This is a genomic window from Collinsella aerofaciens, from assembly GCF_028209625.1.
GTDB lineage: Bacteria > Actinomycetota > Coriobacteriia > Coriobacteriales > Coriobacteriaceae > Collinsella > Collinsella aerofaciens_AM.
Window position 1 is genome coordinate 251,503 of the sequence record NZ_JAQLDU010000001.1, and the last position, 12,264, is coordinate 263,766.

A 12,264-nucleotide genomic window follows, 5' to 3' on the forward strand; every position below is an offset into this window, starting at 1 on the left:
TTCAGCCAAACCTCTACTTTGCCCCGTGACCCATCTCGACAACCTTGGTTAGCGATCCAAACACGCCTTCGTCGGCCACGAGCTGCGCCTCGGCACGCTGCAGCTGCACGGCAACGGCGGCAGGGGCGGTACCGCCCTCGGTCGTGCGCGCGGCGACAATCGACGGGATATCGAGCGCCTCGGTAATATCGCGCTCAAAGAGCGGGCTTGCCTCCTGGAACACCTCAAACGGCAGGTCCTCAAGATTGCAGCCGCGCTTCTCACACATCAGGACCAGGTGCCCCACCACGGCATGTGCCTCGCGGAACGGTAGACCGCACTTTGCCAGGTAATCGGCAACATCGGTGGCGGCAAGGTGCCCCACGCCGCACTCGCGCGCCATGGCATCCTCGTTGACGGTCCAGGTCGAAATCATTCCGGCCATAACGGACAGGCACTGCATGAGCGTATGGGCGGTATCGAGCGCGCCCTCCTTGTCCTCCTGCAAGTCCTTGTTATAAGCGAGCGGCAGGCCCTTCATGGTTACCAGCAGCTGCACCAGGTTGCCGTACACGCGACCGCTCTTACCGCGGATAAGCTCGGCAAAGTCGGGATTCTTCTTCTGCGGCATGATAGACGAGCCGGTGGAGTAGGAGTCTGAAAGCGTGATAAAGCCAAATTCGGAGCTCGACCACAGCACGATCTCCTCGGAAAGACGCGACAGGTGCATCGCCATGACGGATCCGGCGTAATGCAGATCGAGCAGGAAATCACGGTCGGAAACCGCATCGAGCGAGTTGGGAATCACGCCCGCAAAGCCAAGTTCGGCAGCCGTCATCTGGCGATCGAGCGGATAGCTCGTACCGGCAAGCGCGGCAGCACCCAGCGGGCAGTTGTCGGCGGCATCAAAGGCGGCCTTCAGGCGCGTAAAGTCGCGCGCGAACATCCAGGAATACGCCAGCAGATGATGCGAGAGCAGCACGGGCTGAGCGTGCTGCATATGCGTGTAGCCCGGAAGAATCACCTTGTCGTACTTCTTGGCCGCATCCACCAGCACATGGCGCAGCTCAAGATTGGCCACCATGAGCTCCTTGGCCAGCGCCTTGACGCCCAGGCGCGTATCGGTCGCCACCTGATCGTTGCGCGAACGCCCAGTATGCAAGCGCTTGCCAGCCTCGCCGATACGACGCGTCAGCTCGCTTTCGATGGACATATGAATGTCCTCGTCGTTGATATCAAAGGTGAAGTTGCCGGCATCGATATCCTGTTCGATTCCGGTCAGGCCCTCGGCAATCGCCTGCTCGTCCTCGGCGCTGATAATGCCCTGGGCCGCCAGCATCTTGGCATGTGCCTTAGATCCGGCGATATCCTGCTTATAGAGATGTTTGTCAACCGGCAACGACGCGCCAAACTCCTGCGTGACCTCGGCCACGCCTGCCTCAAAACGACCGCCCCAAAGAGCCATGGAACCGTCCCCTTTCATCAAATCCCAAAACAAGCGCCCAAAGCAATGCGCCCTGTCGCTAAAGCGATTTCTCAACCGCTAGTTTTGCATATTCCCCACCATGTGCGAGGCCATATAGCTAATTTGCAAAGAAGTGACGCGCCATGCACTTGGCGCCCAGCGTCTCCCTCCGAATGTTGCCCTGCGAACCATCGATCCAGGCCTTTAGGCTCATAGGAACGTCCTCGACCTTTGCAGCATCGAACTCGGGCGCGAGGGCAAGTAAAGCATGCGCGATAGCATTGAACATAATGGATACTCCCCATATATATAGGCGCAGGGCCGTCAAATTGATAGGAGGAGCCCCGCCGGACAACCCCGGCGGGGCTCGGACTCAGCCGCAGACGCGGCATCATATATGCGGGCGGAACGTAGGGGCCACCGATGTTAAGAAGTGTCAGCAAGCATAACGAAAGGTAGGGACCCCATGCGCCCGTTATGTATCACGCGGATGGGCCGCGCGGATACCAAAGGAAGGAGGCGCTAGGCCTGGGCGGCAGCAGAGCTGGGGCCCTGGACCTTAGCCCACGTCTTGAGCGACAGCGTATCGATCTCGATAAAGCCGGCGCTGGCCTTCTCGTCAAACGTAGTGTCGCGGTCGTAGGTAGCCAGACCGTAGTCATACAGGCTAAACGGGCTCTTGCGGCCGACGACATGGCAGTTGCCCTTAAAGAACTTCAGACGGACGGTGCCGGTCACGAACTTCTGGGTGTCGGCCATAAAGGCATCGAGCGCGTTTTTGAGCGGGCTGTACCACTGGCCGTTGTACACGGCGGTGGCCCAATCCTGCTCGAGCTTAATCTTGGTCTTGAGCAGGTCGCCCTCGACGCAGATGTCCTCGAGCGCCTTGTGGGCGGTGATGAGCGTCAGGGCGCCAGGAACCTCGTAGCACTCACGGCTCTTGAGGCCCACCAGACGATCCTCGACCAGGTCGAGACGGCCAAAGCCGTTGTCACCCGAAATCTTGTTGAGGGCGATGACGATCTCGGAGAGTTTCATCTTCTTGCCATCGACGGCGACGGGCTTGCCCGCCTCAAACTCAATCTCGGTGTAGGTCGGGGTGTCCGGCGTGTCCTCGGGGTTCTTGGTCATAACCCAGGCGTCGTCGAGCGGCTCGTTCCAGGGATCCTCCAGGTGACCGCACTCGATGGCGCGACCCCACAGGTTGTCGTCGATGGAATAGGGGTTGTCGTTGGCGCCCTCGGGAACCGGCACGTTGTGGGCGTGAGCATAGGCAACCTCATCGGGACGGCACTTCAGATCCCACTCGCGAACCGGGGCGATAACCTTAAGCTCGGGGTCGAGGGCCTTGACGGCAGCCTCAAAACGAACCTGGTCGTTACCCTTGCCGGTGCAGCCGTGGGCGACGTAGGTCGCGCCAAACTCGTGAGCGACCTCGACAAGCTTCTTGGCGAGCAGCGGGCGAGACAGCGCGGAGAGCAGCGGGTACTTGTTCTCGTACATGGAGTTTGCGGCGATGGCCTTAGTCAGGAACTCATCGGAGAACTCGTCGCGCAGGTCGAGCACCTGGCAATCGAGAACGCCCAGGTCAAGCGCCTTCTGCTTCTTGGCATCCAGGCCGGTCTCCTCCTGGCCCACGTTGCCGCAGACGCAAACGACATCGAGATTCTTCTCGTCCTGGAGCCACTTGACACATACGGATGTATCAAGACCACCGGAATATGCGAGAACGACTTTTTCCTTGCTCATGGCTGTTTCCTTTCGCCCTTGGTAGCTAGTTAGAACATCGGTCAGTTGCAAGTCATTTCGAGGTCAAAAAACCGTGCAATATCAGGTTAAATAGCAAAAAGCAGCACAGCATGCCCTAGAAACATGCGTTTATATCGTGCTAAAACCCAACGACCCCAAAATGACTCTGTTGGGGCATTTCACCCCATACGAACAGAGACGATTGTTATCGTCGTCGGGAAATTGCGCGCTGGCGTCGGATGGCATTATCTGCAGTGGTGATGATCTTTACGAACTGCATCTGCCTCTCCTTTCACCTATCGCCGGGCGCAATTCTAATATCGTAAACGGTACCTTTTCTTCGGTAAGCGGTTGTATTTCCGTCTCCGTTTTCGATGGTCGCTATATTACGCTAAAGTGCCCGCAGCACAAGCGACAAATTCAAATTTCTGAAAAGTTTTTTCATTACTTTGTGAAGCGTGGTGCAAATACGCTCCGTTCCTGCGACAATACGCTCAGTTACTGGTTGATGGTTATAACGTCTGAAACAATTTCGAAACGAAAGGCGCGCTTTTATGCAAACTTACGAATCGGACACCAATATCGGAAGCATTAAGATTCTCGCCGTCGACATGGACAAGACGCTGCTCACCGACAAGCGCGTGTTGCCGCAGGGTCTTGATGAGCGCCTGGACAAGCTCGCCGACGCAGGCATTGTATTCTGCCCCGCCAGCGGACGCCCCGCCCCCAAACTCGAGGAAATGTTCGAAAACATTAAGAACCGCCTTGCTTTTTGTCCCGACAACGGAGCCTGCGTCATCTATCGCGGCAGCTATATCTATAAGAGCAACATCGATGTGGCGCTGTATCAGCAGGTGCTCGCCCGTGCCTCGGAGGACCCGCGTGCCGTTCCCGTCTTGTGCTGCTACGACGAGTTCTATGTGCTCGCCCGCGACCATCAGTACCACGACGAGATCAGCGTGTACTACAACACGATCAACTACGTCGATAGCTTTGAGGGCCTTGATATCGAGTCCAACAAGATTTCGATCTTCTTCCCCGCCTACGATGCCGAGCCAGCGTTTCGCGAGGACTACAGCCCCGAGTTCTCGGACAAGCTCTACGTCACCAACGCCGGGCGCGAGTGGATCGACTTCATGAACCTGGGCGTCGACAAGGGGTCGGGCGTCGCGCACCTGTGCGACCACCTGGGCATCGATATCGCCGACGCCGCCGCCGTGGGCGACACCTACAACGATATTCCCATGCTCGAGCGCGTCGGGCATAGCTTTATCGTGGACAATGCCGAGGAGCACATGAACGCGCATGCCAAGTGGCGCATTCCGAGCAACAACGACGGGGGCGTACTGACGCTCATCGACGCCATCCTGGCGGCTCGGTAACGTGGCTCGTCGGACCTGGCCGGGCGGCGCGGATTAGTTTTTCGTTCGGTCAGGTCCTGGGCTCGCTCGGAAAGCACATTAAGTGCTTTCCGGCTCGTGCGGAATCTACGAAAAACTAATCCGCGCCGCCCGGCCAGGTCCTAGGTTTACTTTCCTGCCGCCAAGATGGCGTCTTGAGTGTCTAGATACTTAGCTGAAATGATTTGAGCAGAGGGGAGCCCCTTGTTGGAAGGGGCTCCCCTCTGTTTTGGTTACCGTGGGACAAATTAATCAGTAGTGTTTGTCCCAAATCTTAAGTATGTGGGGGCTTGCGTCTTGGGCGAGCTTGCCTTACCGAGTGCTTTCCTATTTGGCGTCGGCCCAGGTTACTCCGGTTGAGGCTTCGGCGATTAGGGGTACTCGGAGGTCTACGACGTGTTCCATGACGTCGCGGACCATGGTGGTTAGGCGCTCGACTTCATCGACGGGGCACTCAAAGTCCAGTTCGTCGTGTACCTGCAAGATCATGTGGGCGGCAAAACCCTCTTCTTCCAGGCGGCGGCTTACGCGGGCCATGGCGATCTTGATGATGTCGGCGGCGGTGCCCTGCATGGGGTGGTTCATGGCCGTGCGCTCACCAAAGCCGCGGAGCTGTGGGTTTTTGGCCTTGAGCTCGGGAATATGGCGTCTGCGGCCATACATGGTCTCGGCATAGCCCGTCTGCTTGGCTCGCGCCACCACATTGTCGAGGAACGTGCGCACGCCCGGGTAGGCCTCGTAGTAGCGATCAATCATGTCGCGCGCCTCGGCCATCGAGATGTGCAGCGACTGCGACAGTCCATAGGCCTGCTGGCCGTACACGATGCCAAAGTTCACGGCCTTGGCGCGGCTACGCAGGTCGGGTGTCACCTCGGACACCGGCACGCCAAATACGCGCGCGGCCGTCTCGGCATGGAAGTCCTCGCCCTCGTTGAAGGCGCGCACCAGGTGCTCGTCACCCGAAAGATGCGCGAGCAGGCGCAGCTCGATCTGCGAGTAGTCCACCGCCAAAAAGACGCTGCCCTCGCCCGCCGAGAACGCCGTCTTGACGGTACGCCCCAGCTCCGAGCGCGTCGGAATGTTTTGCAGATTGGGGTCGCTCGAAGACAAACGCCCCGTCGCGGTGATGGTCTGGTTGTACGTGGTGTGCACACGCCCGTCACCACGGCGCAGCGGGCCCAGCGTGTCCAGATAGGTCGACTTAATCTTGGACTTCTCACGCCAGTCCAAAATCAGGCGCACGATCTCGTGGTCGCGGGCAAGGTCGCTCAGCACCTTGGCGTTGGTCGAATAGTAGCCGCGCTTGGTCTTTTTGAGGCCCTTGGTCGGAAGCCCCATAACATCAAACAGCACGTGCGAGAGCTGCATGGGGCTGCCGATGTTAAAGGTCTCGTCGCCTGCCAGGTCACGAATGCTTCGCTCGACCTCGGTGATCTGGGTCGCCAGACCCTCGGACAGACTGCGCAGCCGATCGGGATCCACGAGCATGCCCGCGCGCTCCATCTTGGCAAGTACCGGAACGAGCGGCATCTCGATGCCATCGAACACGTTGGCGGCGTTCTCGCGGGCCATGCGGTCGCGCAGCGGTGCGACCAGCGCCAGCGTCAAGGCCGCCGTGCGAGCGGCGGGCGCAGGAGCGTCCTCGCCAGCACCCTCTGCGCCGCGCGCCGCAGGCAGCGCCATCTGCAGATACGTATCGGTCAGATACACCTCGTCAAACTCGGAGCGGTCGGAATCCAACAGGTAGGCGGCAACAACGGTATCGAAGATGCGCGTGGAATCGACTGCCAGCGGATCCATGAGCTCGAGCTCAGAAGAATCGATGGGCGAAAGCTCGTGCAACAGCACCTTCATATCCGGGCTCGCCACGCGACCCTCCATAAACAGACGCGCGAGCACGCCAGCAATCACGCCGTGGACGAAGTTGAAGCCCTCAACCTCAGCCGCCGCGCAGCTGTCGTCCTCCTCGAGCGCGAACAGGCCCTTGGACGTCGCCAACCACAGCGTACGCGTCAGTCCAAAGAGCGCGCCCTCTTCCTTATCGTCGTCCACCACGGCGGCGACCCACTCGCCCGCCTCGATCGCACGGGCAACCTCGGACGCCACGGCAGCAAGCGCCTCGGCATCGCCGGAAGCGGCGCGCTCAATCGTGGGCATCTCAAACGTGCTAGCAGCGGCAGCAGCGCCACCCTCGTCACCGATCAGCGCCAAGAAACGGTTCTGCATGGCAGTGATACCAAGCGTACCCAGTGCCGCGGACACCTCATCGGCAGAAAACGCCGGGAAGGACGTCGCCTCAAAATCGAGCTCAACGGGCGCATCGGTGCGGATGGTCGCGACCTTGCGGCTCAGCAGCGCGTCGTCGATGTGTGCGCGCAGGTTTTCTCCCATCTTGCCCTTGACCTCGTCGGCGTGTGCGATGACCTCGTCCAAGCTGCCGTACTGTGCAATGAGCGCGCTCGCCTTTTTGGGGCCGATGCCCGGCACGCCGGGAATGTTATCCGACGTATCGCCCTTCAGACCGTAAAAATCGGGCACGAGCGCCGGCGTGATGCCGTGATACAGATCGTCCACGCTCTCGGGCGTCATGATCGCCACGTCGGACAGGCCCTTGCGGGTCGAGACCACGTTGACGTGCTCGGTCACGAGCTGATACATGTCGCGGTCGCCGGTCACCAGCAGCATGTCGCAGCCGGCCTCCTCACCCAGGCGCGCCATGGTTCCCAGGATATCGTCGCCTTCCCAGCCCTCAGACTGCAGAATCGGCACATTGAGCGCACCGAGCAGCTCCTTGATCATCGGAAACTGCGCGTGCAAATCGGGGTCCATGGGCGGGCGCTGCGCCTTATACTGCGGCAGCATCTCCATGCGCACGCGCGGCTTGCCTTTATCAAACGCCACGACCACACCGTCGGGGTTAAAGGCATCGATCATCTTGAGAAACATGTTCAGAAAGCCAAAAATCGCGTTGGTGGGGCGACCATCCGGCGCGTTCATGGTCGGCGGCACGGCGTGGAAGGCGCGGTGCATGAGCGAGTTGCCGTCGATAACGGCAAAAGTGCGGCGCTTGTCAGACATATTGAATACCTCGCTTTGGGCTGGGCACAGTTTGCTCACACCAGTTTACACGCTCCCTGCCCCACGGCCACCGCACATCAGGCTTCCCTGCCGCCGCGGGCCCGCGCGTGATACGATGGCTCACGGTACATCAACCAGCACGATCGATCCGAAAGGAGCCTGCGTCATGGAGCGTCCCTGCGCATGGAAAAAGTACACGCCACAGCAAATCGAGGAGCTCGAGGAGCTTTGCCGCGGCTATAAGCAGTTTTTGAGCGAGAACAAGACCGAGCGCCTGTGTGTCAAGACCGGCATCAAGATGGCCGAGGAGGCGGGATACGTCGACCTGGAGACCGTGATTGCCGAAGGCCGCGAGCTCAAGGCAGGCGACAAGGTGTACGCCGCCAACCACGGCAAGGACCTTATGCTCGTCAACCTGGGCACCGCCCCGCTCGAGCAGGGCTTTAACATCCTGGGCGCCCACGTGGACTCGCCGCGTCTGGACCTCAAGCAGAATCCCGCCTTCGAGGCCGGCGACATGGCCTACCTTGACACGCACTACTACGGCGGCGTCAAGAGCTACCACTGGGTGGCCTCCCCGCTCGCGCTTGTGGGCGTCATCTGCAAAAAGGACGGCACCACCGTCGACATCAACATCGGCGACAAGGCGGACGACCCGGTCTTTACCATCTCCGACCTGCTGATCCACCTCTCGAGCGAGCAGATGGCCAAGCCCGCCAAGGACGCCGTCGACGCCGAGATCCTCGACGTGATCGTGGGCGGCCGCCCCGTCAAGTTTGACGAGGACGACAAGGACGCTCCCAAGGAGCCCGTCAAGCAGATGTTCCTGGATATCCTCAAGGAGCAGTACGACGTCGAGGAGGAGGACTTCCTCTCCGCCGAGATCGAGGTCGTGCCCGCCGGCCCCGCCCGTGACATGGGCCTCGACCGCTCCATGATTCTGGGCTATGGCCACGACGACCGTGTCTGCGCCTATCCGTCCATGCTCGCCCAGATCAACGTCGCCAACGTGGAGCGCACGAGCATCACACTCATCGTCGACAAGGAGGAGATCGGTTCCGTAGGTGCCACCGGCATGACGAGCCGCTTCTTCGAGAACACCGTCGCCGAGATCATGACGCTCGCCGGCGAGGATAGCCCGCTGGCCCTGCGCCGCGCGCTCGCCCGCAGCCGCATGCTCTCCTCCGACGTGTCCGCCGGCTTCGACCCGGGCTACGCCGGCAAGTTCGAAACCAAGAACGCAGCCTTTATGGGTCGCGGCCTGTGCTTTAACAAGTACACGGGCAGCCGCGGCAAGGGCGGCTCTAACGACGCCGACGCCGAGTATGTGGCCCTCATCCGCGACATCATGGACGAGGCCGGCGTGGACTTCCAGACCTGCGAGCTCGGTCGCGTCAACGCGGGCGGCGGCGGCACCATCGCCTACATCATGGCCAAGTACGGCATGAACGTCATCGACTCCGGTGTTGCCGTCCTGTCCATGCACGCCCTGTGGGAGGTCGCTAACAAGGCCGATATCTACGAGGCCTATCGCGGCTACAAGGCCTTCATCGAGCGCGCGTAACCAACCCTTCATCAGTTGCGGTGAAATACAGACTAAACTGGCCCATAAACGGCCAAAACAGACCGTATTCCACCGCAACTTCCTTTTTGGCAGAGGAGAGTCCATGCTGCAGGTCGTCATTTCGCCCGCCAAGCAGATGCGCGCGGCCCAAGATGCTTTTGAAGTCCTGGGCATTCCACCCTTTGCGCGCGAGACGGCTCGCCTCCACCGCGCACTGCTAGATATCGAGCGGAATGAAGGCAGCGACAGCCTGCAGGCGCTATGGAACGTGAGTGACAAACTGCTGGGGCCTTGCCTCAACACCCTGCATGAGTTCGGGCCCATCCTGAAAAACGGCGATCTCGACAATCCCGCACTCGCCTGTCACCTCTCCCCTGCCGTCATGTCCTACCACGGCATTCAATACCAGAGCATGGCGCCCGAGGTGATGGATTCCGCGCAGCTCGCATGGCTGCAAAGCCACCTGTGGATCCTCTCTGGCCTCTACGGGTGCGTTCGCCCCTTTCATGCCGTCGAACCATATCGGCTGGAGATGGGCGCGAAGCTCGCCGTTGACGATGCCCGAGACCTCTATGCGTTTTGGAGCGACAAGCTCGCGCGGGCTATCGCCCCGGCAGGCTCAAACACCACGATCGTCAACCTCGCCAGCGTAGAGTACGCCAAAGCCGTTCTGCCCCATCTCGCGGGCGACGCCACGGTCGTCACGTGCCTCTTTGGCGAAGGCATCCGCAACGGCAAGCCCATCCAGCGCTCGACCGCCAGCAAAAAGGCACGTGGTTCCATGGTGCGCTGGATGGCAGAAAACAAGCTCGAGGATGTAAGCGGGCTCACCGCGTTTGACGTTGGTTATCGTCACTTTCCCGAGCTTTCAAATAAGAACACTTTGGTCTTCCTGAACGAACAGACCTTGTAGGACCACCGCTACTTTTGAATGTGCTGCCTAGGCACGGCGTCTATTCCGCCAAGCCGTCGGCTTTGGCAACTTCGTTTGTCGAGCCATCTTGGTAGGTAATCTTAACGTGCTCTACCTCGGACACCGCAACACCCGATGGGGGCTCCAAGCGCCATTCCGTCAGCGCGATATCCATAGTCGTAGGCACGTCGCCCTGATTCTTGAGCTTCACCGTCAGCGTTTTGAGCGCCGCATCATACGTCACGCGTTCGATTTCCTCACCAGGAATAGACCCACCGCTCAGCTGAAGCTGGACAAATCCATCGCGCGAATACCAATAGTCGCCCGGCGCGGCAACGGTATTGCCGCCCGTAACCTTCACTGTCATGATCGGCAGGGCATCGTCGGCCTCGAACTCCCATGCAGCGCCGCCGTGACCGCCAAACGTCCAGATACAAAAGGCAATCACCAGCACGGCAAGCACCGCAAAGCCAATCGCGACAAGGCCATGGTGCGCACGGCTTTCCTCGGCCGATACATCCCATTGCGTCTCTCGATATAGATGCTTGTCTTCCATGTTCGCCTCCCCACAGGCACGCTCGTTAGGCCAATCGTACCCATTCGAGCTATACTTGAGCCCATTACATAAACGGGGAGCTTGCAGGACAAGACGGCAGGCTGAGACTGGGCGCGCCCGCCCTGACCCGCAAACCTGATATGGGTAATGCCAACGAAGGGAGCCGTGCCAATGAGCACACAGACCGAGCCCAAGCTCGTCACGCAAATCGACTTCGCCCGCGCCGGGCAGATCACGCCGCAGATGAAGAAAGTCGCCGAGCGCGAGCATCGCGACCCCGAGTACATCCGCGAGCGCGTGGCCGACGGCCGCATCGCCATTCCCGCCAACATCGTGCATATCAAAAAGGGCATGCGCGCCTTTGGTGTCGGCGAGGGCCTGTCCACCAAGGTCAACGTCAACCTGGGCATCTCGGGCGACAAGGCCGATGCCGCCGAGGAATGGAAGAAGGTCAAGATCGCCGAGGACTTTGGCGCCGACGCCATCATGGACCTTTCCAACTCGGGCAAAACGCGCCAGTTCCGCCAGCAGCTCATCGACGAGACGCCGCTCATGGTAGGCACCGTCCCCATGTACGACGCCATCGGCTACATGGAAAAGCCGCTGGTCAAGCTCACCAAGGACGACCTGTTCGAGGTCGTGCGCGCGCACGCCGAGGACGGCGTGGACTTTATGACCATCCACTGCGGCATCAACAAATCGGTCACCAAGACCTTTAAGGAGACCGGCCGCCTCATGAACATCGTCAGCCGCGGCGGCTCGCTGCTATTTGGCTGGATGGAGGTTACCGGCAACGAAAACCCCTTCTACGAGTACTTTGACGAGCTGCTCGAGATCTGCCACGAGTACGACGTGACCATCTCGCTCGGCGACTCCTGCCGCCCGGGCTGTCTCTACGACTCCAATGACGCCACCGAGACCGCCGAGATGATCGAGCTGGGCAAGCTGTGCAAGCGCGCCTGGGCCGCCGGCGTCCAAGTCATGGTCGAGGGCCCGGGTCACATGGCGATCGACGAGATCGCCGCCAACATGAAACTGCAGAAGCGCCTGTGCCACAACGCCCCGTTCTATGTGCTCGGGCCGCTGGTGACCGATATCGGCGTGGGCTACGACCACATCACCGCTGCCATCGGCGGCGCTATCTCCGCCAGCTCCGGTGCCGACTTCCTGTGCTACGTGACACCGGCCGAGCACCTATGCCTGCCTAACGCCCAGGATGTGCTCGACGGCCTCATGGCCACCAAGATCGCCGCACACGCCGCCGATATCGCCAAAAAGGTGCCGCACGCCCGCGATATGGACGACAAGATGGGTCAGGCACGCCGCAAGCTCGACTGGGATGCCATGTGGGAGTGTGCTCTCGACCCGGTCACCGGTAAGAAGCGCTACGAGGAGTCCCCCGCCGCCACCGAGGGCACCTGCACCATGTGTGGCAAGATGTGCGCCGTCCGCACCGTTAACAAGGTGTTCGAAGGCACGACGATCGACCTCGGCATGGAGGACTAACTCGTCACCGGAGCCACAATCGGTAACATGGTGTTCGTCAATTGTTGACGTGTG

Annotated in this window: 9 protein-coding genes; 4 read left to right on the plus strand and 5 right to left on the minus strand. The window is 60.3% G+C overall.

What is annotated here, in order from left to right:
• Positions 1-13 precede the first annotated feature (13 nt).
• From argH to PMW70_RS01110, 3 genes are all read right to left on the minus strand, one after another.
• Entirely contained in the window at positions 14-1,444 is a 1,431-nt protein-coding gene (gene argH / locus PMW70_RS01100; RefSeq protein WP_271743635.1) for an argininosuccinate lyase, read from the minus strand.
• Positions 1,445-1,562: 118 nt separating this feature from the next.
• Positions 1,563-1,733 (minus strand): hypothetical protein, encoded by a 171-nt coding sequence (locus PMW70_RS01105; RefSeq protein WP_156058436.1) that lies wholly within the window; start codon positions 1,731-1,733, stop codon positions 1,563-1,565.
• A gap of 233 nt (positions 1,734-1,966) precedes the next feature.
• Positions 1,967-3,193: an argininosuccinate synthase gene (locus PMW70_RS01110; RefSeq protein ID WP_035138001.1), complete on the minus strand. Its 1,227-nt coding sequence runs from the start codon at positions 3,191-3,193 to the stop codon at positions 1,967-1,969.
• Between the two features lie 554 nt (positions 3,194-3,747).
• Here PMW70_RS01110 and PMW70_RS01115 point away from each other — a divergent pair.
• Positions 3,748-4,575 (plus strand): Cof-type HAD-IIB family hydrolase, encoded by an 828-nt coding sequence (locus PMW70_RS01115; RefSeq protein ID WP_271743636.1) that lies wholly within the window; start codon positions 3,748-3,750, stop codon positions 4,573-4,575.
• Between the two features lie 345 nt (positions 4,576-4,920).
• Here the strand turns inward: PMW70_RS01115 and polA are convergent, their stop codons facing one another.
• Positions 4,921-7,671 (minus strand): DNA polymerase I, encoded by a 2,751-nt coding sequence (polA, locus tag PMW70_RS01120; protein ID WP_271743637.1) that lies wholly within the window; start codon positions 7,669-7,671, stop codon positions 4,921-4,923.
• Positions 7,672-7,837: 166 nt separating this feature from the next.
• On the opposite strand from polA, the gene PMW70_RS01125 reads away from it, so the two are divergent.
• The gene (locus tag PMW70_RS01125) at positions 7,838-9,235 is read left to right on the plus strand and encodes an aminopeptidase (RefSeq protein ID WP_271743638.1); all 1,398 of its coding nucleotides are present in this window, start codon (positions 7,838-7,840) and stop codon (positions 9,233-9,235) included.
• A gap of 103 nt (positions 9,236-9,338) precedes the next feature.
• Positions 9,339-10,148, plus strand: coding sequence for a YaaA family protein (locus PMW70_RS01130; RefSeq protein ID WP_117647252.1), 810 nt, complete (start codon positions 9,339-9,341; stop codon positions 10,146-10,148).
• A gap of 40 nt (positions 10,149-10,188) precedes the next feature.
• On the opposite strand, the gene PMW70_RS01135 is transcribed toward PMW70_RS01130, so the two are convergent.
• Positions 10,189-10,704, minus strand: coding sequence for a hypothetical protein (locus PMW70_RS01135; RefSeq protein WP_124786317.1), 516 nt, complete (start codon positions 10,702-10,704; stop codon positions 10,189-10,191).
• 171 nt (positions 10,705-10,875) lie between these two features.
• Between PMW70_RS01135 and thiC the strand changes: the two genes are divergently transcribed.
• Positions 10,876-12,210 carry a phosphomethylpyrimidine synthase ThiC gene (gene thiC, locus PMW70_RS01140; protein ID WP_271743639.1) on the plus strand — a complete coding sequence of 445 codons (1,335 nt, stop codon included), beginning with the start codon at positions 10,876-10,878 and terminating at the stop codon, positions 12,208-12,210.
• Positions 12,211-12,264: the final 54 nt, after the last annotated feature.